Here is a 23,143-nt window from a genome sequence, read left to right on the forward strand (position 1 = left end):
TTAGCGTGACAAGGACCTATCATGGCACTACTTCAAATCGCAGAACCGGGCCAAAGCTCGGCACCTCATGAGCATAAGTTAGCAGCGGGTATCGACTTAGGTACTACCAACTCTTTGGTTGCTTCTGTACGTAGCGGCGATGCAACTCCACTTGCGGACGAGCAGGGCCGTACTATTTTACCTTCAGTCGTTAATTATGCTGAGGAAACGTTAACGGTCGGCCACGAAGCCAAAGCTAAAGCAGAGTTTGAACCAGAGAACACGATTATCTCTGTAAAACGTTTGATCGGTCGTTCATTAAAGGACATTCAGTCCCGTTATTCTTCACTTCCTTATCGTTTTAAAGAGAGTGAAAATGGTCTTCCAATCCTGCAAACGCCTCAAGGTGACAAAAACCCGATTGAAGTATCTGCGGACATTCTAAAAGCGCTAGGTAAGCGAGCAGAAGAAACGTTAGGTGGTGAGTTAGCGGGTGTTGTGATCACTGTTCCTGCTTACTTTGATGATGCTCAGCGTGCAGGTACGAAAGACGCCGCGAAATTAGCAGGTCTTCATGTTCTCCGTCTTCTGAACGAACCAACCGCCGCGGCAATTGCTTATGGCCTAGACTCAGGCCAAGAAGGTGTGATTGCGGTTTACGATCTAGGTGGCGGTACATTTGATATCTCTATTCTACGTTTGTCGAAAGGCGTATTTGAAGTATTAGCAACAGGTGGTGACTCTGCGTTAGGCGGTGATGACTTTGACCATCTGTTAGCGGATTACCTAATGGAGCAAGCGGGTCTCGAAGCCCCACTTTCTGCTGAAAAAAACCGTACGCTACTGAACATTGCTACTGCGACTAAGATTGCTTTCTCTGAGCAAGACAGCGTTGATGTTGACGTGTTTGGCTGGAAGGGCACCGTTACTCGTGAGCAGTTCGAAGATCTGATTCGCCCATTAGTGAAGAAAACACTAATGTCTTGTCGTCGTGCATTAAAAGATGCTGATGTTAACGCAGACGAAGTACTCGAAGTTGTCATGGTTGGTGGTTCAACACGCACATTGCTGGTTCGTGAAATGGTAGGCGAGTTTTTTGGCCGCACACCGCTAACAAGCATTAATCCTGATGAAGTTGTCGCAATCGGCGCGGGTATCCAAGCCGACATTCTAGCGGGTAACAAGCCTGATTCAGAAATGTTACTTCTTGACGTGATCCCACTGTCGCTTGGTATTGAAACCATGGGTGGTTTGGTTGAGAAGATCATTCCTCGCAATACCACAATTCCTGTTGCGCGTGCGCAAGAATTTACCACATTCAAAGATGGCCAAACGGCCATGAGTGTCCATGTGGTACAAGGTGAGCGTGAAATGGTTGATGATTGTCGTTCACTGGCTCGTTTCTCATTGAAAGGCATTCCACCGATGGCGGCGGGTGCGGCACATATTCGTGTGACTTACCAAGTTGACGCTGACGGTCTTCTTTCTGTTACGGCAATGGAAAAGAGCACCGGTGTTCAGTCAGAGATTCAAGTAAAACCTTCTTACGGGTTAAGCGATAATGAAGTGGCGGATATGCTGCGTGATTCAATGACTCACGCTAAAGAAGACATGCAAGCTCGTGCGCTAGCTGAGCAGCGTGTTGAGGCCGACCGTGTGATAGAAGGCTTGATTGCAGCCATGCAAGCTGATGGTGACGAACTACTATCAGAACAAGAGAAACAAGACCTGATAAAAGCCATCGAAGCCTTGATTGAGCTGCGTAATGGTGATGATGCAGATGCGATTGAGCAAGGCATTAAAGATACCGATAAAGCGAGCCAAGATTTCGCATCGCGCCGTATGGATAAATCGATTCGAGCTGCGCTGTCAGGTCAATCAGTAGACGATATATAAGAGATAAGTAGTTATGCCTAAGATTATTGTATTACCACACGACGATTTGTGCCCAGAAGGCGCAGTGTTGGAAGCAAACACTGGTGAAACCGTTCTGGACGTAGCGCTAAAAAATGGTATCGGTATTGAACATGCGTGTGAAAAATCATGTGCTTGTACCACCTGCCACGTGATCATCCGTGAAGGTTTTGATTCGCTAGAAGAAAGTGAAGAGCTGGAAGACGACATGCTGGATAAAGCGTGGGGTCTAGAGCCTGAATCACGTCTAGGGTGTCAGGCGAAAATTGCTGATGAAGACTTAGTGGTAGAAATTCCTAAGTACACGCTAAACCACGCTTCAGAAGATCACTAAACTATCTTCCCAATATAGGGAAGAAGCAAAAGGAAGATGAGCAATGAAATGGACAGATTCTCGCGATATCGCGATTGAACTTTGTGACAAGTTTCCAGATGTTGATCCGCAAACGGTGCGTTTTACCGATCTTCATCAATGGATCATGGAGTTAGATGAGTTTGAAGATGACCCAAACCATTGTAACGAAAAGATTCTGGAAGCCGTTATCATGTGCTGGATGGACGAAGCAGACTAAGTCTGTAAAACACAGCCTAGTTAACAATTCTTACTAAAAAAAGCGGACCTTTAGGTCCGTTTTTTTATCCAATTGACATTTTTGCCCTACATAATGCTAACATCCGTGAGTTATTAAAAAGAAGCAGCGTAGGCAACGCTGCTATAAGACAAGGAGAAACCATGTCTACACAGATGTCTGTATTTTTAAGTCAAGAGTCGGCAGCACCACATTGGGGTGAAAAAGCACTGCTTTCATTCGCTGAAAACGGCGCAACCATTCATTTAGGTGAAGGTCACGATCTTGGTGCAATTCAACGTGCAGCTCGTCAGCTAGATGGCCAAGGAATTCGTTCTATTTTTCTTTCCGGTGATAACTGGGATTTAGAGAGCGTTTGGGCTTTCCACCAAGGTTACCGTAACCCAAAAAAACATGGCTCGGTTGAGTGGTCTGCATTGTCTGAAGAAGATCAAGCAGAGCTTGAAGCGCGTATTACTGCGACTGATTTTACCCGAGATATCATCAATAAAACCGCAGAAGAAGTTGCCCCTCGTCAGCTAGCGACAATGGCCGCTGAATTCATCAAATCTGTTGCGCCTAAAGGCACAGTGACAGCTCGTATCGTCAAAGACAAAGACTTGTTGGCAGAAGGTTGGGAAGGCATTTACGCCGTAGGCCGTGGTTCTGAGCGTACTTCTGCGATGCTCCAGCTAGACTACAACCCGACAGGTGACGAGAACGCACCAATATTCGCGTGTCTTGTCGGTAAAGGTATCACCTTTGATTCGGGTGGTTACAGTTTGAAGCCTTCTAACTTCATGAGCGCAATGAAAGCAGACATGGGTGGCTCAGGCACCATCACCGGTGGTCTTGCACTTGCGATTCTTCGTGGTTTGAACAAGCGTGTAAAACTGATCCTTTGTTGTGCAGAGAACATGGTTTCTGGTCGCGCACTCAAGCTTGGCGACATCATCACCTACAAAAACGGTAAAACCGTTGAAATCATGAACACCGATGCAGAAGGTCGTTTAGTGCTTGCTGATGGTCTTATCTACGCCAGTGAGCAAAAGCCTGAGTTAATCATTGATTGTGCAACACTAACAGGTGCGGCGAAGAATGCGTTGGGTAATGATTACCACGCACTAATGAGTTTCGATGACGAGTTATCGCATCAAGCACTCACTGCGGCAAACCAAGAAAAAGAAGGTTTATGGCCGCTACCACTTGCTGACTTCCACCGTGGAATGCTGCCGTCAAACTTTGCTGACCTATCGAATATCAGTTCTGGCGACTACTCTCCGGGTGCAAGCACAGCAGCAGCATTCTTGTCTTACTTCGTAGAAGACTACAAAAAAGGCTGGTTGCACTTCGACTGTGCGGGTACATACCGTAAAGCCGCGTCTGATAAATGGGCTGCGGGAGCTACGGGTATGGGCGTTCGTACACTTGCTCGTTTCCTCAATGAGCAAGCTGGTAAATAAGATTGATTTCAGCACTCCTTGTTTGAGTGCTGCTCTTACCCAGTAAGTCACTTTAAAAACACAACTATTATTACAAGTACAGAAAGGAAATTTTATGGCTCTAGAAAGAACATTTTCAATCATTAAGCCGGATGCGGTAGAGCGAAACCTGATTGGTGAAATCTATAACCGTATTGAAAAGGCTGGCCTACGTATTGTCGCTGCTAAAATGGTTCACCTGACTGAAGATCAGGCAAGCGGTTTTTATGCAGAGCATGAAGGCAAAGAGTTTTTCCCTCCACTAAAAGAGTTCATGACATCTGGTCCTATTATGGTTCAGGTACTGGAAGGTGAAAATGCGATTGCACGTTACCGTGAGCTGATGGGTAAAACTAACCCAGAGGAAGCGGCATGCGGCACTTTGCGTGCTGATTACGCACTTAGCATGCGTCACAATTCAGTTCATGGTTCCGATAGCCCTGAATCTGCAGCTCGTGAAATTGAGTTTTTCTTCCCTGAGTCAGAGGTTTTCTCTCGCTAATTAGGCGTGATACTTCACTTGTTAGTGATGCTCTGATACAGAAAAGCCTCGGAACTTTCCGAGGCTTTTTCATTTCATATACCTAAGTTGAGGGCAATGTTGACTGCATAAGTGATCTCTTACACGCTAACTAGTCTGACTATATAATGGGCTTTAAAGCCCAGTAACGTGAGTTATTTTTAGTCTTTTCCCTTTACGATTTCTACGCTTTTACTTTTGATAGTGTAATAGCCACTTATAGCACAAGGGGTGCTTAAAATTTAATCATTTTGATTTTAATGCCTTAGCAAACTCAGGGTTTTACACCCCTTGTTGTAGCTGCATAAAGGCTGTACAATTCGCGCCCTTATTCTTGTTTCAGTCATTGAGAGGCAACATGACCACTGAAAAAATCAATCTACTCGACTTTGATCGCAAAGGCATGCGTCAGTTTTTCGCAGAAGAACTCGGCGAGAAAGCGTTTCGTGCCGATCAGGTTATGAAGTGGATCTACCATTTCGGTGTAGATGACTTCGAAAAAATGACAAACATTAACAAGAAGCTGCGCGAAAAGCTTTTACACAAGTGCGAAATCAAGGCACCAACAGTCGCAGAAGCTCAGCACTCTTCTGATGGTACAATCAAGTGGGCGATGAACGTTGGTGATCAGGATGTGGAGACGGTTTACATTCCAGAAGATGACCGTGCAACGCTTTGTGTGTCTTCTCAAGTAGGTTGTGCGTTGGAATGTAAGTTCTGCTCAACCGCACAGCAAGGCTTTAACCGTAACTTGAAAGTTTCAGAGATCATCGGTCAGGTGTGGCGCGCTGCACGTGAAATTGGTCTTGAGAAAGAAACAGGTCGCCGCCCAATTACTAACGTCGTGATGATGGGGATGGGTGAACCGCTTCTAAACATGAAGAACTTGATCCCGGCATTAGAACTAATGCTGGACGATCTTGGCTTTGGTTTGTCAAAACGTCGTGTGACTGTATCTACATCAGGGGTGGTTTCTGGCCTTGATCAGATGACAGGCAAAATCGATGTCGCGTTGGCAATTTCCCTTCATGCGCCAAACGATAAGTTGCGTAGTGAAATCATGCCAATTAACGATCGTTGGGATATTCAAGATTTCCTAGCATCAGTTCGTCGTTACATCGCTTCATCGAATGCAAACCGCGGTAAGGTAACGGTTGAGTACGTACTTCTTGATCATGTGAATGATGACATGGACCATGCTCGTGAACTGGCTGAGCTGATGAAAGACACACCATGTAAGATTAACTTGATTCCGTTTAACCCGTATCCAGGTTCACCTTACAAGAAACCAAGTAACTCACGTATTGATCGCTTCCAAAAAACATTGATGCAATATGAGCATACAGTAACGGTTCGTAAGACTCGTGGCGATGACATTGATGCAGCGTGTGGTCAGTTAGTCGGTGATGTGATTGACCGAACTAAACGTACTGCAATGTTAAAAGCGTCGCGCGGTGCTGATACCATTGAAGTAAAAGCGGTATAAACGACCGGAATTCAAAAATAGCCAGAGCCATTTGCTCTGGCTATTTTGTTTATCGATAAGAGCATTTCTGCCAAGATTTATGACGACAACTCTCCAACTCGAGGTTATTTGGGTATAATTTCGAATTCCTTTGTCAAAGTTTGGACAAAAGCTTGAGCTATCTGTTAGTTTGAGTGTAAAGAGTTTTTGTCTTCGTTACACATTCGCTTATCATGATATGTGACATTAACGATTACACCGATAATTCTCAGCATTTTCTCACATACGCTTTGCTGATTTTTGCAAAACGGGTATTCACACTCAAATCGCTGAGAGTTTCTTAAAATTATTATTTTGGTTAACGCGTTTAGGCTAGCTATCTTTTAAAGAGGCTTAAGAACAATAACGAAAATACATAACCACGTTAGCCACTAAAACAGATTAAATACCACCATTATGACAGAACACGAAAATACGAATGAAGTGCCACTTTCTATTGAAGCTGGCACATTACTGAAAAACAAACGCGAATCTCTTGGGATGAGTCAAAAGCAAGTTGCTGATCGCCTGAGGCTTCGCGTTTCTGTTATTGAAGATATTGAAAATAACCGATTTGAGTCTCAACAAGTTGCGACATTTACGCGTGGTTACTTGCGTTCTTACGCGAAGTTCGTGGGCCTTGATGAGAAGATGGTTTTGACTGCGTTAGAGCAGACAGCAGATGTACAGCCGCAAGAGCAAGAAATTGAAATGCAGAGTTTCTCTCGCAAAACAAAAGATGAGAAGCACAATAGCCGTATCATGCTCCTGACTTGGGTTATCGGGTTGGTCATTATTGGTATTTCTGCAGCTTGGTGGTGGCAAAACCAGCAAGAGAATAGCCTAACGAAGGAAGTTACGGATTCAAGTGTTGAAGCGCCGAAGCCCACAGCGCAAGAATTAGCTGATATCGATTTAATGACGGCTGAGGAGTTAATCGCAAGTACTCCTGAAGACGTTGTTTCAACAAGTAATGATGTTGTTGAAACGAGTGAAGTATCAGTCGAGCAGGGTAGCGCCCCTCTGCTTGCTGAAACTGAAAATACAACAAGCGTAGATTCTGAAGAACCTGTTGCCGTGATTGAAACTGCGGAAGAGGAACAGCCTGCGCCAGTCGTACCTGAAGGCATGACACTTCTTACTATGAAGTTTAAAGCGGACTGTTGGATTCAAGTAAAAGACACCAATGGTAAAACGCTGGTAAGTGGTACTCATAAACCAGGACAAGATGTAGAACTTACCGGAAAAGCGCCATTTAAAGTGATATTAGGCGCACCGGAAGGGGTTACAATGACATTTGCAAGTGAACCTGTCGACCTTTCTGGGTATACTTCAGGCAAAGTAGCTAGATTCACTCTACCGTTATAAAAAATTATGCAACACGAATCTCCAATTATTCGTCGTAAATCGACGCGTATTTATGTGGGTGATGTGCCAATTGGTGATGGTGCGCCAATTGCCGTACAGTCAATGACTAACACTCGCACGACTGACGTAGAAGCGACAGTCGCTCAAATCCGAGCACTAGAAAAAGTAGGTGCAGATATCGTTCGAGTTTCTGTACCTACTATGGACGCAGCAGAAGCTTTCAAACTGATTAAACAACAAGTTTCTGTACCATTAGTGGCTGATATTCATTTCGACTATCGTATCGCGCTGAAAGTGGCGGAGTACGGTGTTGACTGTTTACGTATCAACCCAGGTAACATTGGCAATGAAGAGCGCATTCGCGCTGTTGTTGACTGTGCTCGCGATAAAAACATCCCAATCCGTATTGGTGTCAACGGTGGATCTTTGGAAAAAGATTTACAGATGAAATACGGTGAACCAACGCCAGAAGCTTTGGTTGAATCGGCGATGCGTCACGTAGATCATCTCGATCGTCTTAACTTTGACCAATTTAAAGTTAGCGTGAAAGCTTCAGACGTCTTCCTTGCAGTGGATTCATATCGTCTACTAGCAAAGAAAATCGATCAGCCTCTTCACTTGGGTATTACAGAAGCGGGCGGTGCTCGCGCTGGCGCTGTTAAGTCATCTGTTGGCTTAGGTATGCTGTTGTCTGAAGGGATCGGCGATACGCTGCGTATCTCTTTGGCTGCCGATCCAGTTGAAGAAATCAAAGTCGGTTTCGACATTCTTAAATCTCTGCGCATTCGCTCTCGAGGCATCAACTTTATTGCTTGCCCAAGTTGCTCTCGCCAAGAATTTGATGTGATTGGTACAGTGAACGCACTTGAGCAGCGTTTGGAAGACATCATCACGCCAATGGATGTGTCTATCATCGGTTGTGTGGTAAACGGCCCTGGTGAAGCAGAAGTTTCTCACTTAGGTCTAGCAGGTAGTAACAAGAAGAGCGCATTCTACGAAGATGGTAAACGCCAGAAAGAACGCTTTGATAACGATGACCTTGTGAATCAGCTAGAAGCTAAGATCCGTGCGAAAGCAGCCATGATGAATGGCGAAAACCGCATCGAAGTTAAAGTACAAGATTAATCTCAACGAGAATTACGGTAAGTATTGTGGCAAAAACAATTCAAGCAATTCGAGGCATGAACGATTGCCTCCCAACTCAGTCGCCACTGTGGCAAAAACTAGAAAACACAGTGAAAAATGTAATTAGCGCATACGGTTATAACGAAGTGCGCATGCCAATCGTTGAAGAAACAAACCTATTCAGCCGCGCTGTTGGTGAAGAGACAGACGTCGTTTCAAAAGAAATGTACACCTTTGATGATCGTAACGGAGACAGCCTAACACTTCGCCCTGAAGGTACGGCGGGTTGTGTACGTTCATGTATTCAAAACAGCCTTATCAACCGTGATGAACAGCGTCTGTGGTACATGGGGCCTATGTTCCGTCATGAGCGTCCGCAGAAAGGTCGTTACCGTCAATTCCACCAGTGTGGTGTTGAGGTGTTTGGTCTAAATGGTCCAGATGTTGATGCAGAGCTTATCATGATGACGGCTCGACTATGGCGTGAGCTAGGTATCAATGAACATGTTCGTCTTGAGCTGAACTCTATCGGTTCTCAAGAAGACCGCGCAGACTACCGTACTGCACTGGTTGCGTTCCTTGAGCAACATATTGATGTGCTAGACGAAGATTGTAAGCGTCGCATGCACACGAACCCACTGCGTGTTCTGGATACGAAGAACCCAGACGTTCAAGCTATTTTAGGTGATGCACCTCGCCTTTCAGATTACTTAGGTGAAGAATCTAAAGCACACTTCGCAGGTCTATGTGAACTTTTAGACGCCGCAGGTATCGAATACACAGTTAACGAACGTCTAGTTCGTGGTCTGGATTACTACAACCGCACGGTATTTGAATGGATCACTGAAAGCCTAGGTGCTCAAGGCACCGTTTGTGGCGGTGGTCGCTACGATGGTCTTGTAGAGCAATTAGGAGGTAAACCAACACCAGCAGTTGGCTTTGCAATGGGCCTAGAGCGTCTTGTTCTGATGCTAGAAACACTAGAACTAACAGACGTTCGTCGCAGTGTGGATGTTTACGTAGTAACAGCAGGCGAAGGCACCATGATGGCAGGAATGAAGCTAGCAGAGCAGCTTCGTGAGTCTATCCCTGGCGTTCGTGTGATGAATCACTTCGGTGGCGGTAACTTCAAGAAACAGTTTAAACGTGCAGACAAAGTTGGTGCTGTTATAGCATTAGTTCTGGGTGAAAACGAAGTTGCGGATAATACCGTAGTACTGAAAGACTTGGCCGGTGGTGAGCAAGAGACTTACAACCAAGCAGAAGTTGCAGAAAAGATCGCAGCACTGATTTAAGTCTTTTAGTAATCTAACAAAATTACATCCTAGTTCGTAAGCTAAGGCTCCCAAATGTGGAGCCTTTAAACGAAATAGGAACAATGGCAGCTAAGCTGCCATTTACATGTTTTAAGAGGACAGGAAGTGGAACTTTACGATACTGAAGAACAACAAGTTGAAGCCATTAAAGACTGGTGGAAGGAAAACGGCAAAGCCGTCATCATCGGTGCGGTTGTTGGCTTAGGTGGTCTATTTGGCTGGCGTTACTACCAGGATTCTGTGATTCAGGCGAGTGAAGCAGCTTCTCAAAGCTACACGACAGCAATGAATGCTTTGCAAGATAAAGGTACTGATGCTCAAGCTGACGTGAAAGCTTTCATTGAGTCAAATGAAGTAAAAGAATATTCAGTATTGGCTGCGCTACAACTTGCTAAAGCACAAGTTGTAGCTCAAGATCTTTCTGCTGCATTGGAGCAATTGAAGTGGGCGCAAAGCAACACTCAAGATGCTGCGCTATTACCATTGATTAGTTACCGTATTGCACGCATTGAAACGGAAATGGGTAACTTTGACGCTGCAACGGCTGAGCTAAGTAACGTCACTGATGCAGCATGGACAGGGCGTATTGCTGAACTTCGTGGCGATATTGCGATTCGCCAAGGTGACAAAGATGCCGCATACGCTGCGTATACTGAAGCTCAGCAAGCGGCAGACGCAAGCCCGACGCTACAAATGAAATTGGACGATCTGGCGAAATAAGGACCGCATTGGATGAAAAGAGTCTTTAACAAAGCCTTGTTAGGGGTGTTAACAATGGGAGTGCTTGCCGGTTGTGCTGGTGAGAAGGATACCATTGTAATGGCGCCACTACCTCAGGTAGACAGTGAATTTACAACCAGTAGTGAGTGGAGCACATCGGTTGGCGATGGTGTTGGTCATTACTTTTCAAAGCTATCCCCTGTATTTGCGAATGATACATTGTTCGTGGCAAGTCGCGATGGCTTAGTAAAAGCGCTGGATCCTGAAAACGGTAAACAACGTTGGCAAACGGACCTAGAAGAAGATGTCATTGCTCGTCTCTCTGGTGGTATCACAGCAGCATACGGAAACCTTTATATTGGCTCTGAGAATGGTGAAGTCATCTCTCTTGACCAAGAAACAGGTGAACTTGTTTGGCGTGTGAAAGTTGGTGGTGAGGTACTGGCGAAGCCAGTTGCAGATTCAGGCCTTATTATCATCAATACTAGCCGAGGCATGTTGATTGCCCTTAATGAGAGTACAGGTGAGCAACGCTGGGCATTGAGTACAGAAGTGCCGAACCTAACTTTACGTGGCGACAGTACTCCGACTGCAATTGGCGGCGGTGTATTTTGGGGAACGGCAAATGGCCGACTCGCAGCTGCTATCGTTGAGCGTGGTCAGCTGATTTGGCAACAGCCTGTTGGTACGCCAAAAGGCGCGACAGAAATTGATCGTTTGGTTGACGTTGATTCATCGCCAATTGTGCTAGGCGGTACTCTTTTCACCATTGGATACAATGGCCAACTTATAGCCATTGACTTGCGTTCAGCGAACCCGATTTGGAAGCGTAATTACTCATCTGCAACAGATATTTCTACAGATGGTAGCCGCATCTTTGTGATAACGGAAAAAGATCATGTTGTTGCCGTTGATTCACGAAGTGGGACTGAGTTGTGGGAAAACAGCTTGCTTGAGCACCGACAACTTACAGCGCCAGTTATTGTCGGCAATTATCTCGTTGTCGGTGACACGCTTGGTTACCTTCACTGGATGGATCGTTCAACAGGCGAATTTGTTGCGCAGCAGTTTATCGATGATAGCGGCTTGGCCGTTGGCCCGACTTTATTGTCGGATGGTTATGTGATTACAACTCGCAACGGAGATGTAAAGAAACTAACCATTAACGAATAATATCGTGATATAATTCACATTCGGCTCCTGGCTGGTGACAGCTAGGAGCCGTTTTGTTGTTTGAATTTATTAACCCTGACGTGGTTATAGGTAAAAAGCTGGTTTGATTTGGCATCGAGCAAGTCGTTACCTATAACTACAGAAGAAAGATTATTGTAGAGGTTGTTATGGTACCTGTTGTAGCTCTAGTAGGGCGTCCGAACGTAGGTAAATCTACACTATTTAACCGATTGACTCGCACTCGTGACGCGTTGGTTGCGGACTTTCCAGGCCTAACGCGAGACCGTAAGTATGGCCAGGCGAGACTTGGTGAAGAGCACGAATTCATTGTGATTGATACCGGCGGTATTGATGGCACAGAAGAAGGCGTGGAAACAAAGATGGCAGAACAGTCATTAGCCGCGATTGATGAGGCTGATGTTGTATTGTTCCTTGTTGACGGTCGTGCTGGTCTGACACCTTCAGATGCAGCAATTGCTGCGCATCTGCGTAAAATTGAAAAGCCAGCGATGCTGGTGGTAAACAAAATAGATGGTATTGATGCCGATGCGGCGTGTGCTGATTTTTGGCAGCTCGGCGTGGATGATATGTACCAGATTGCGGCCGCTCATGGCCGTGGTGTGACCGCTCTGCTTGAGCGTGCTTTATCTCCATTCTTTGATGATCTACTAACAAGTGAGTCTGAAGACGGTGAGATTGAAGACCTGACTGGATTCGAAGACGAAGAGCCTCTTGTTGAAGATTACACTGAAGAAGACGCAGAAGCTGAATTCAAGCGCCTTCAAGAGCAGCCGATTAAGTTGGCGATCATCGGTCGTCCTAACGTAGGTAAATCGACACTGACTAACCGTATTCTGGGTGAAGAACGTGTGGTTGTATACGATATGCCTGGTACGACGCGTGATTCTATCTACATCCCGATGGAGCGTGATGGACGCGAATACGTACTAATTGATACCGCAGGTGTTCGTCGTCGTGGTCGTATCAATGAAACGGTTGAAAAGTTCTCTGTTGTTAAGACGCTGAAAGCGGTAGAAGATGCAAACGTCGTTCTACTGGTGATTGATGCACGTGAAAATATTTCAGACCAAGACCTAAGCTTGCTTGGTTTTGCACTGAATGCTGGCCGCTCAATTGTCATCGCCGTTAACAAGTGGGATGGCCTAGACAGTGACGTGAAAGAAAGCGTGAAGAAAGAACTGGACCGCCGTCTAGGATTCGTCGATTTCGCGCGTATCCACTTTATCTCTGCGCTGCACGGTACTGGCGTTGGTCACTTGTTTGAATCTATCCAAGAAGCATATAACTCGGCGACAACGCGTGTGGGTACGTCAGTACTGACGCGTATCATGAAGATGGCAGTGGATGATCACCAGCCGCCAATGGTTCGTGGTCGTCGTATCAAACTCAAATACGCACACGCAGGTGGTTACAACCCACCGATCGTTGTTATCCACGGTAACATGGTTCGTGAATTGCCAGATTCGTATAAACGTTATCTGATGAACTACTTCCGTAAGTCTCTGGAAATTATGGGAACACCGATTCGCATTAACTTCCACAACAGTGATAACCCATACGAGAATCGTACGAATAAGCTTACGCTATCACAAGAGCGTAAACGTAAGCGTATGATGTCGATGGTGAAAAACCGCAATAAATAATGAAATTCGAATACCCAAGTTTCTACTTGGGTATTTTTTTATCAAAAGTAATCGTAAAAATGACTATCACAGCAACAAAGACTCGTTTTTGTCATCAAATATGGCAATTAGAAGCACAAATACAGCTCGTTCAATCTACGGAAGAAGTGACTTACGTTATTACAGATGTCACGCCGTTCCATCCCGTTAGTCACATATGGCCGGATCACCCTGCAGACAAAGGAACGTTGAAGGTGAATGGGGCTGAGCATGACGTGGTAGATTGCCAAGTTGGAGCAGTGGAGCAGGAAAGTGGTGCTCTGTATGTGGGTAGTGACATTCCTGTAAAGCGTGATGCTGAAGGTTGGGTGTTTGTCGTCGTGCATGTTTTATCACGTACGGAATCACTTGCAATTAATGACTTGGTGACATTAGCGGTAGATAAAGACTATCAAAATGCTTTGAGCCGAGGCCACACTGCGGGACACTTAGCGTATTTGGCGTTGAATAAAGTACTAGCGGAAGACTATTGGCGAAAAGACGCAGACCGCAAAGACCCACATGGTTATTATGACTTTAATAGCTATGCACAAGTTACGAGTTATGTTACTCCAGACAAGTGCCTCGATACGTACCGTTTAGGCAAAACACTCCGTAAAAGAGGATTAAACAGTGCAGATATGCTGAATGACCTCCAGGCGATTGCAGAAAAAGTGAATGGCCAACTGGTTGAATGGCTTCAAAGAGATGCGATGATCACCATGGAATGCCACGGCGATAGATTAACTGATTCTCGCTATTGGAAGTGCGATTTAGGGGAAGGTCAATTAGCGGTAATCCCTTGTGGTGGAACGCATGCGAGCCATTTAAATGAGTTTGCTTTTATCCAAGTTAAACTCGTTGAGCTCGACGCTCAAACTATCGAAATGCACACCAATGTAAACACTGCTTTCCGAATAAGATCTTTTTATTAAATTCTAATTTTCTGTTTAATTAAATTGATTTAAGGATTTTTGTTCTGTATTAAATTGGAATGCAGAATATGTAACTTATGCTTTCGGTGTGTGGTTATATAAATATTCTTTTAAGGGGTGATCGCTGATCAAGGAGTAAATATCAGACGATCAGTATAAGATCCTACGTATCAAGTATGGTTAGCGCCTCGTGAAACTTGTTGGGGTGGTGATGAAGATCAACATACTTGTTCGTTATTTTGAGTAGCATGCGTTACTCGAAATTGCTTAGTTTAGAGAGAGGAACGGGATATGCAGCAGAACATTTGCCCGACTTGCAATGTCGAACTGGAATGGACAGGACAATATCATTGCGCACAGTGTGAATCGGATTTTAAAAAAGTAGGTTTTTGCCCTGATTGTGAGGCGGAGCTGGAGAAGCTGCAAGCATGCGGTGCTGCGAGTTACTTTTGTAATGTGTGTAATGAACTCAAATCAAAATCACGTGTCCGATTTGAGTTCCAGAAAATCAGTTAACCAGAGTTTGTATTCAATTAACGGTAGAGCGAACGTCGCCTTCGGCTAATCGAGTAATCAATACATCTCCCGATTTTACATCTGAAGATTGAGTAATCACTTTACCTTGCTCAGTTTGAGTAATTGAGTAACCTCGTTTCAATGTCGCTAGCGGGCTGACAGTGTCTAACTTCTCTGCAGCAATCGCGAGTTGATGGCGCATAGTCAGTAACTTGCGATCCATTGCATCCATGAGCTTTTGCTCAACACGTTCTAGCTTCGACTTCTGCTCGCTAAGGCGTGTTACAGGAGAGTTCAATTGCAGCCGATAATGTTGACGCTCGATTCGCTGTTGACGCAAGGCAATAAAACGACTCATCGCTCGCTGTAAGCGCATGTCCAACTCATCTAACTGTTGCGTCTGACGTTGCAAGCGATAGCTTGGGTGCTGTCTCTCTAGACGGTGCATTAATTGCGCAGATTGCTGCTTTTGTTGTGCTAGGTAGTAACGCATCGCGCTCGCTAACTTATGCTGGCGGGTAACTAAAGCTTGATCTTTGTGGCTGTTATCACGGCTTACTAGCTCAGCGGCTGCTGATGGAGTAGGCGCGCGTACGTCGGCGACAAAATCAGCTATTGTCACGTCGACTTCATGTCCAACGGCGCTAATAATAGGAATTTGGCTTGCTGCAATCGTGCGAGCTAATATCTCGTTGTTAAAGCACCATAAGTCTTCCAATGAACCACCACCTCGGCCCACAATTAGCACATCACATTCATCACGGCTGTTAGCGCGACCAATGGCTTGTGCGATTTGAATGGCTGCATCTTCACCTTGTACCACTGTCGGATAAATCACAACGGGTAGGGAAGGATCACGACGTTTCAATACGTCTAAGATATCGTAAAGCGCGGCACCAGTTTTCGATGTGATGACGCCAACACGTTTTGGGTGTTCAGGCAAAGGTTGCTTATTGGTTTGAGCGAACAACCCTTCTGCGGCAAGCTTCATTTTCAGCTCTTCAAACTCTTGCTGAAGACGGCCGTCACCTTCCGGTTGCATGCTTTCGATGATCAATTGGTAGTCACCGCGAGGCTCATAAAGAGAAAGACGAGCTTTTACTAGGACTTGATTACCGTTAGCGGGCTTGAAAGTAACGCGGCGATTGTTACCACGAAACATGGCACATTTAACTTGAGCGCGAGAGTCTTTAAGAGTGAGGTACCAGTGACCAGAGACAGGAGCTGAAAAGTTGGATATCTCTCCGACGAGCCAAACGATCCCCATTTCGTTTTCAAGGAGTAAACGAACTTCTGCGTTGAGACGAGAAACAGTAAAGATGTTTTGATTGGTCTTGGAGAGCACAGCTAATCTCTTAGACGTGAGTATGGAAATTAGCGGCAATATAATACATAGCAAGGGGGTAATTGCAAGAAAAAAATTAAAAAATTTGTGGTCAAGCGATTGCGTTAACCGTATAATCCCTCCGCAATATCTAATCCAAATGTAGCTTGTTGCTAACACAGGTTACCCTCATTATGCGAAACGATGAGATTGGATTGTTCTTTTTACTCCTCTAATTGTGAGATATTGCAAATGCTAAGAATTGCCAAAGAAGCGCTGACATTCGATGACGTACTACTTGTGCCAGCACACTCCACCGTTCTCCCAAACACAGCTGATCTTCGCACTCAGCTAACTAAGAACATCACCCTAAACATCCCAATGATTTCAGCGTCTATGGACACTGTTACTGAAGCTCGTCTAGCGATCGCGCTAGCGCAAGAGGGTGGCATTGGCTTTATCCACAAGAACATGTCTATTGAGCAGCAGGCAGCCGAAGTTCGTAAAGTTAAGAAATTCGAAGCTGGTATGGTAACTGACGCGGTTACTGTAAACCCTGACGCGACCATCGCTGATGTTGTTGCACTCACTGAAAAGCATGGTTTTGCAGGTTTCCCTGTTGTCACTGAGAGCAATGAGCTTGTTGGTATTATCACTGGTCGTGACGTTCGTTTTGTGACGGACCTTTCTAAGAAAGTATCTTCAGTAATGACGCCAAAAGAGAAGTTGGCAGCAGTTAAAGAAGGTGCAACACGAGAAGAAGTGCAAGAGAAAATGCACGAAGCTCGCGTAGAGAAAGTATTGGTTGTGAATGATGAGTTCCAACTAACCGGTATGATTACTGCGAAAGACTTCCACAAAGCAGAACGTAAACCAAACGCATGTAAAGATGAGCGTGGTCGCCTACGTGTTGGCGCAGCAGTTGGTGCTGGTGCTGGTAACGAAGAGCGAGTTGCTGCACTAGTTGAAGCTGGCGTTGACGTTCTACTTATCGACTCTTCACACGGTCATTCTGAAGGTGTTCTAAGCCGCATTCGTGAAACACGTGCAGCTTACCCAGATCTAGACATCATCGGTGGTAACGTAGCAACAGGTGCTGGTGCTAAAGCACTAATCGAAGCTGGCGTAAGCGCAGTGAAAGTTGGTATCGGCCCTGGTTCTATCTGTACAACTCGTATTGTAACGGGTGTGGGGGTTCCACAAATCACTGCAATCGCAGATGCTGCAGAAGTGGCTAATGATTATGGTATTCCAGTTATCGCTGACGGTGGTATCCGTTTCTCAGGTGATATCTGTAAAGCAATCGTAGCGGGCGCATCATGTGTGATGGTTGGTTCTATGTTTGCTGGTACTGAAGAAGCGCCAGGTGAAGTGATTCTATATAACGGCCGTTCTTACAAGTCTTACCGTGGCATGGGTTCTCTTGGTGCAATGTCTCAAGGTTCTTCTGACCGTTACTTCCAGTCTGACAACGCAGCGGACAAGCTAGTACCAGAAGGTATCGAAGGTCGTATCGCATACAAAGGCCGTCTAAAAGAGATCGTACACCAACAAATGGGTGGTCTACGTTCAAGCATGGGTCTAACTGGTTCTGCAACTATCGAAGATATGCGTACGAAAGCTGAATTTGTACGTATCTCTGGTGCTGGTATGCAAGAGTCTCATGTACACGATGTTCAAATTACTAAGGAAGCACCGAACTACCGTCTAGGGAACTAATTACCTAACGGAAACGTTTGCTTTTTCCTTGAAGCATTAAGAAGAGGCGAGTACACTCGCCTCGGTTTTAATCACTTAGCCTTAAAAAGACTGCTCAAAATGACTAAAAATATCCATGACCAACGTATTCTGATCTTGGACTTCGGTTCTCAGTACACTCAATTAGTAGCACGCCGCGTACGTGAAATCGGCGTTTACTGTGAACTATGGAGCTGGGATGTAGAAGAAGCGGATATTCGCGAATTCAACCCAGATGGCATTATCCTATCTGGTGGTCCAGAAAGCGTAACGGAAGAGAACTCTCCACGCGCGCCTCAATATGTGTTTGATTCTGGTGTTCCTTTACTTGGCGTATGTTACGGCATGCAAACTATGGCGGAACAACTAGGTGGCAAAGTAGCAGGCTCTAACGAACGTGAGTTTGGCTACGCTCAGGTTAAAGTTTCTGGTGAATGTGCCCTATTTAAAGATCTTGAAGCAACTCAAGACGTTTGGATGAGCCACGGCGACAAAGTAGTAGAGATCCCAGCCGATTTCGTAAAAGTTGGTGAGACAGACACTTGTCCTTATGCTGCGATGGCGAACGAAGAGAAGAAATACTACGGCGTTCAGTTCCACCCAGAAGTGACACACACAAAAGGAGGCCTACAAATGCTTGAGAACTTTGTTCTTGGCGTATGTGGCTGTGAGCGTCTATGGACATCGGAATCTATCATCGAAGACGCGGTTGCTCGCATTAAAGAGCAAGTGGGTGACGATGAAGTTATCCTAGGCTTATCTGGTGGTGTGGATTCATCTGTTGTTGCGATGCTAGTGCACCGCGCAATTGGCGACAAGCTAACGTGTGTATTTGTCGATAACGGTCTACTTCGTTTAAACGAAGGCCAACAAGTGATGGATATGTTTGGCGATAAGTTCGGCCTAAACATTATTAAAGTTGATGCAGAAGATCGTTTCCTTGAAGCTCTGAAAGGCAAGTCTGACCCAGAAGAGAAGCGTAAGACTATCGGTCACGTATTCGTAGATGTATTCGATGAAGAGTCTAAGAAGCTGAAAAACGCGAAATGGCTAGCTCAAGGTACGATTTACCCTGATGTAATCGAGTCTGCGGCATCTAAGACTGGTAAAGCGCACGTGATCAAATCGCACCACAACGTGGGCGGTCTACCAGATGAAATGGAAATGGGTCTTGTTGAGCCACTACGTGAGCTGTTCAAAGATGAAGTACGTAAGATTGGTCTAGAGCTAGGCCTGCCTTATAACATGCTTTACCGCCACCCATTCCCAGGTCCTGGTCTAGGTGTTCGTGTTCTTGGTGAAATCAAGAAAGAATACTGTGACTTGCTACGTCGTGCTGATGCTATCTTCATTGAAGAGCTTCACGCTGCAGACCTATATGACAAAGTATCTCAAGCGTTCACGGTATTCCTACCAGTTCGCTCTGTAGGTGTAATGGGCGATGGCCGTAAATACGACTGGGTTGTATCACTGCGTGCAGTAGAAACCATCGACTTTATGACGGCACACTGGGCGCATCTACCATATGACTTCCTAGGTAAGGTATCTAACCGTATTATCAACGAAGTTGATGGCATCTCACGTGTTGTTTACGATATTTCAGGTAAGCCACCAGCGACAATCGAGTGGGAATAATTTTCCTCTAGACTGTTGAGTTTATAAGAACCAGCCTCCGGGCTGGTTTTTTTGTGCTTCAAATTTGTTAAGAGGGGACTCAACTTTTTTATAGGAGATATATACATGCGGTAAAATTAAATATATATTCATTTTAATTGTTTAAATATTATAAATGGTATTGCTATGGAACAGGCTGATGTTACCTCTCTCATTCCCATCCTTATTACTCTTTTCCTCGCTCTGACGACGAGAAATGTCGTCGTTGGTTTATTCGCCGGTGTGGTCAGTGGCGTCGCTATGCTTGAAGGGACATTTGTCGAACAAGGACCACTAGACTCGTTTAGTGCGTTGATGAAAAGCTATCTACTGCCGCAACTTACCGATAGCTACAACGCTGGTGTGATTTTGTTATTAGTGTTCATTGGTGGTTTCGTTGCGCTGATGGAAAAGTCTGGTGGTGGTGTTGCTTTTGCTAAAAAGGTTACTCAATGGGTGGCGAGTAAATGCCAAGCTCAACTGTCCGCATGGTTCGGTGGTGTGGTTATTTTCTTCTCTGACCTTGGTACACCGTTGATTGTTGGTCCTGTTTTTCGCCCTTTATTTGATAAGTTAAAAGTATCACGCCAAAAATTAGCTTTTATTATCGATTCTACTTCCTCTCCCGTCGCAATCTTGATTCCTTTTATAGGATGGGGCGTTTACATCATGGGGTTGATTCAAAAAGAGTTCACTGCCCTGAATGTCAGTATGAGTGACTGGGATGCTTTCATTGGCGCGATCCCATATCAGTTTTACGCCTTTCTTGCGATCGCGATTGTGCCGATTGTCTCTTTCTTCAAATTAGATTTCGGACCGATGGCGAAGGCTGAACAACTAGCAGAGCAGGGTTCCGACTTTGGGAAAGTGCAGGAGTCCATGAATGTGTTTACGCATAAAAATGCAAAATCTAGTTTTGTATGGGCACCTTTGCTCGTTATGCTGGTGGTTTTATGTACCATCCTCGTACCACACGGTTTTCCATTTCAAAAAGTAGCAGGCTCAACGTTCAGGGCTGCACTTTCTTCGGCATATTTCTTCGCAGCCTTTACTTTGATTGCGCTGATGGCGTTTTATGGCGTAAGAAAACTCTCTGATGGCATTCAGGTTTACCTAAAAGGGATGTCGAACATGATGTCTGTAGCCGTGATTTTGGTATTGGCTTGGGCGCTTAGCTCTGTTGGGAAAGAGCTGGGCGCGGCAGCATACATTGCTGAACAAGCTCAAGCGGGTTTCCCTTATTGGCTATTGCCAGCGGTTGCCTTTTTGCTTGCTGGTATTATCTCGTTCGCGACGGGATCGTCGTGGGGAACGTTCGCCATCATGATGCCATTAGTGATCCCAACCGCTGTTGCGATTGACGCTCCTTTGTTGGTTTGTATTGGTGCGGTGTTATCTGGTGGTCTGTTTGGCGACCACTGTTCTCCAATCTCTGAAACGACGATTTTGTCGTCGACAGGGGCAGGGTGTGAGCAGTATGAGCACTTCCGTACACAGTTGCCTTACGCATTACTCAATGGAATGATTGCATTAGGGTGTTTCCTTTTAGCTGGAATCAACGCCTCGCCAGTGATTGTGCTTGCCGCTATTGTTGCTCAGTGTGTGGTTTATTTTGTGTTGTCTAAACAAAAATCAACCGCGAAGCTAGACGTGGTTTCGGGAGAACAATAAAGATAGAAATATCATAAAGCGGAGGCTCATTGGGTCTCCGCTTTTCTTTTGAGTCAAGGTAACATTTTTCTTGTGACAAAATGTGTGCGAGGACTTATTTATTCATTTTGTCTCGCAGAATCAACGCACTTAGCTCGGCGTTTTGTATATATGATCCACTATATGTCTAGTTATTCCTTGTATATTGTATTGTTAAAATCCGGAGACTAGACATGTTTGCACTCAAACATCTTCCTCTTGCATTGAGTTGTGTCCTAGCTGCACAAGCGAATGCGAGTATGAATATCCAGCCCGATCCGCAGAATCCAAACGGTTATGTCATTGCTCGTGGTGATGTTCAAGCCGTAGAGCAAAGCAAAACCTCTGACCCTATGTATGCCATTTGGTCACAAGCATTAGAGACGCGCCCGAACTCAGTGGTGGAGGCGATTGTTCCAGGAGCGGCAACCAATCCAGAAAACGTGAAGCGTGTAGAGCGCGTGTTCCCTGAAAGTGAGTGGGACTTCCTGACTCAAATGGCGGCACCTGAATACACTTACACGCGTTTCCTACGTGCAATTGGTAAGTTCCCAGCATTCTGTGGTGAGTACACGGATGGTCGAGATTCGGATGCGATTTGTAAAAAATCGATCGTGACTGCCTTTGCTCACTTTGCGCAGGAAACTGGTGGTCATATTTCGATTGATAACGTATCGGATAACCCTCTTGGATTGGAAGAGTGGCAGCAAGCTTTGGTTCATGTGCGAGAAATGGGCTGGTCAGAAGGTCAAGAAGGTTACACGACAGGTTGTGGTCAGAATGACTGGCAAAATAAGCGTTGGCCATGTGAACCAGGACAAGGTTACTTTGGACGTGGTGCTAAACAGCTTTCTTACCATTTTAACTATGGCGCGTTCTCTGAAGTGATGTTTGATGGTGATGCATCAGTATTGCTAAAAAATCCAGGCTTGGTTGCGGATTCATGGTTGAACTTAGCATCGGCTATCTGGTTCTTCCTAACGCCACAAGCACCGAAACCTGCAATGCTGCATGTGATTGACCGTACTTGGGTGCCTTCACAGCGTGAGCTTGATGCTGGTATTGGTTACGGCTTTGGTACCACCATCAACGTGATCAATGGTGGTATTGAGTGTGGTGAGCAAAACAAGGATAAAGGTCAACCTGTTAACCGTATTCGTTATTGGGAAGGTCTTGCCGCCCATTATCAAATTCCAATTGAAGCTGATGAAACAAACACTTGTTGGCAGCAGACGCCTTACGGCAGTCTGAACCTAAATGGTGCGACAGACGTGCTTTACACCAACTGGGATGGTAACTGGAAATACTACTCAGATCGCCCTGGAGGCCATTCGTTTGAATGTGAGTTGGTTGGTTTCCAAACGGCTTACTCTGCGCTAGTTGCGGGTGATTACGAGAAGTGCGTAACTAACTTCTACCAATCTCATGCGGGTTGGCCTGAAGTTCGTGTGGTTGAAAAACTAGACCCTGTTGATCCGGTCGATCCGCCTGTAGGAGGCGTGGCAGCTTGGGATGCAGGCAAAGTGTACAACACTGGTGATCAAGTCTCTTACCAAGGTGCTGTTTATGAAGCGAAATGGTGGTCACAAGGTAATGAGCCAACGAAAGGAGACCCGTGGAAGCTGGTTTCAGGCACACCTACTGAGCCGCCTACAACAGAACCTGAACCACCGGTGACTGAGCCAGAGCCGCCCGTCACAGAACCTGAGCCGCCAGTAACCGAGCCAGAACCACCAGTGACAGGTAATTTTATTCAGTGGGAGCCGGGCGTAACGCAAGTCGCTAACGGCGATAAAGTGACGTACCAAAACAAATGCTTTGTCGCAAAAAACGGCCCTGGAGTGTGGGAAAGCCCAACGCAAAGTAACTGGTTCTGGGACGAGATCTCTTGCCTGTAGTTGATTGAAAAGTAGTCTAACCATCTATAAAGACTCTGCT

19 protein-coding genes are annotated in these 23,143 nt (G+C 45.5%); 18 read left to right on the top strand and 1 reads right to left on the bottom strand.

Annotated elements, in window-relative coordinates:
• Positions 1–21: 21 nt before the first annotated feature.
• The 14 genes from hscA (at position 22) to R2S67_RS14495 (ending at position 14,802) form a co-directional block, all read left to right on the top strand.
• Complete coding sequence (hscA, locus tag R2S67_RS14430; protein WP_104971307.1) at positions 22–1,875, top strand: Fe-S protein assembly chaperone HscA; 1,854 nt, start codon at positions 22–24, stop codon at positions 1,873–1,875.
• A 13-nt stretch (positions 1,876–1,888) separates the two neighbouring features.
• The gene (fdx, locus tag R2S67_RS14435; RefSeq protein ID WP_005391548.1) at positions 1,889–2,227 is read left to right on the top strand and encodes an ISC system 2Fe-2S type ferredoxin; all 339 of its coding nucleotides are present in this window, start codon (positions 1,889–1,891) and stop codon (positions 2,225–2,227) included.
• Positions 2,228–2,270: 43 nt separating this feature from the next.
• The gene (gene iscX / locus R2S67_RS14440; protein WP_005391546.1) at positions 2,271–2,465 is read left to right on the top strand and encodes a Fe-S cluster assembly protein IscX; all 195 of its coding nucleotides are present in this window, start codon (positions 2,271–2,273) and stop codon (positions 2,463–2,465) included.
• A gap of 161 nt (positions 2,466–2,626) precedes the next feature.
• The gene (gene pepB, locus R2S67_RS14445) at positions 2,627–3,925 is read left to right on the top strand and encodes an aminopeptidase PepB (RefSeq protein ID WP_317345301.1); all 1,299 of its coding nucleotides are present in this window, start codon (positions 2,627–2,629) and stop codon (positions 3,923–3,925) included.
• Positions 3,926–4,019: 94 nt separating this feature from the next.
• A complete protein-coding gene (ndk, locus tag R2S67_RS14450) occupies positions 4,020–4,445 on the top strand; it encodes a nucleoside-diphosphate kinase (RefSeq protein ID WP_005391542.1) in 426 nt (141 codons plus the stop codon).
• Positions 4,446–4,821: 376 nt separating this feature from the next.
• Positions 4,822–5,949 carry a bifunctional tRNA (adenosine(37)-C2)-methyltransferase TrmG/ribosomal RNA large subunit methyltransferase RlmN gene (locus R2S67_RS14455; protein WP_005391540.1) on the top strand — a complete coding sequence of 376 codons (1,128 nt, stop codon included), beginning with the start codon at positions 4,822–4,824 and terminating at the stop codon, positions 5,947–5,949.
• A gap of 435 nt (positions 5,950–6,384) precedes the next feature.
• Positions 6,385–7,335: a cytoskeleton protein RodZ gene (rodZ, locus tag R2S67_RS14460; RefSeq protein WP_145474397.1), complete on the top strand. Its 951-nt coding sequence runs from the start codon at positions 6,385–6,387 to the stop codon at positions 7,333–7,335.
• A 6-nt stretch (positions 7,336–7,341) separates the two neighbouring features.
• Positions 7,342–8,460 (top strand): flavodoxin-dependent (E)-4-hydroxy-3-methylbut-2-enyl-diphosphate synthase, encoded by a 1,119-nt coding sequence (gene ispG, locus R2S67_RS14465; RefSeq protein WP_005391537.1) that lies wholly within the window; start codon positions 7,342–7,344, stop codon positions 8,458–8,460.
• 26 nt (positions 8,461–8,486) lie between these two features.
• Positions 8,487–9,755 (top strand): histidine--tRNA ligase, encoded by a 1,269-nt coding sequence (gene hisS / locus R2S67_RS14470; RefSeq protein WP_005391530.1) that lies wholly within the window; start codon positions 8,487–8,489, stop codon positions 9,753–9,755.
• 126 nt (positions 9,756–9,881) lie between these two features.
• A complete protein-coding gene (locus R2S67_RS14475) occupies positions 9,882–10,496 on the top strand; it encodes a YfgM family protein (RefSeq protein ID WP_317345306.1) in 615 nt (204 codons plus the stop codon).
• A gap of 12 nt (positions 10,497–10,508) precedes the next feature.
• Positions 10,509–11,669, top strand: a complete 1,161-nt coding sequence (bamB, locus tag R2S67_RS14480) for an outer membrane protein assembly factor BamB (RefSeq protein ID WP_301644592.1) — start codon at positions 10,509–10,511, stop codon at positions 11,667–11,669.
• A 167-nt stretch (positions 11,670–11,836) separates the two neighbouring features.
• Positions 11,837–13,333: a ribosome biogenesis GTPase Der gene (gene der / locus R2S67_RS14485; RefSeq protein WP_046874335.1), complete on the top strand. Its 1,497-nt coding sequence runs from the start codon at positions 11,837–11,839 to the stop codon at positions 13,331–13,333.
• 59 nt (positions 13,334–13,392) lie between these two features.
• Complete coding sequence (locus R2S67_RS14490; protein ID WP_317345308.1) at positions 13,393–14,286, top strand: alanyl-tRNA editing protein; 894 nt, start codon at positions 13,393–13,395, stop codon at positions 14,284–14,286.
• A 291-nt stretch (positions 14,287–14,577) separates the two neighbouring features.
• Entirely contained in the window at positions 14,578–14,802 is a 225-nt protein-coding gene (locus tag R2S67_RS14495; protein WP_012842112.1) for a zinc ribbon domain-containing protein, read from the top strand.
• A 13-nt stretch (positions 14,803–14,815) separates the two neighbouring features.
• On the opposite strand, the gene xseA is transcribed toward R2S67_RS14495, so the two are convergent.
• Positions 14,816–16,147: an exodeoxyribonuclease VII large subunit gene (gene xseA, locus R2S67_RS14500; protein ID WP_203346623.1), complete on the bottom strand. Its 1,332-nt coding sequence runs from the start codon at positions 16,145–16,147 to the stop codon at positions 14,816–14,818.
• A 231-nt stretch (positions 16,148–16,378) separates the two neighbouring features.
• Here xseA and guaB point away from each other — a divergent pair, with 231 nt between their 5' ends.
• From guaB to R2S67_RS14520, 4 genes are all read left to right on the top strand, one after another.
• A complete protein-coding gene (guaB, locus tag R2S67_RS14505) occupies positions 16,379–17,845 on the top strand; it encodes an IMP dehydrogenase (RefSeq protein WP_005391524.1) in 1,467 nt (488 codons plus the stop codon).
• 99 nt (positions 17,846–17,944) lie between these two features.
• Positions 17,945–19,498 (top strand): glutamine-hydrolyzing GMP synthase, encoded by a 1,554-nt coding sequence (gene guaA, locus R2S67_RS14510; RefSeq protein WP_005391523.1) that lies wholly within the window; start codon positions 17,945–17,947, stop codon positions 19,496–19,498.
• 165 nt (positions 19,499–19,663) lie between these two features.
• Positions 19,664–21,187 carry a Na+/H+ antiporter NhaC family protein gene (locus tag R2S67_RS14515; protein ID WP_317345312.1) on the top strand — a complete coding sequence of 508 codons (1,524 nt, stop codon included), beginning with the start codon at positions 19,664–19,666 and terminating at the stop codon, positions 21,185–21,187.
• Between the two features lie 212 nt (positions 21,188–21,399).
• Complete coding sequence (locus R2S67_RS14520) at positions 21,400–23,103, top strand: chitinase (protein WP_164666626.1); 1,704 nt, start codon at positions 21,400–21,402, stop codon at positions 23,101–23,103.
• The last annotated feature ends 40 nt before the right edge of the window (positions 23,104–23,143 follow it).

Origin of the sequence: Vibrio sp. T13N, from assembly GCF_032970445.1 — a bacterium.
Taxonomy (GTDB): domain Bacteria; phylum Pseudomonadota; class Gammaproteobacteria; order Enterobacterales; family Vibrionaceae; genus Vibrio; species Vibrio diabolicus.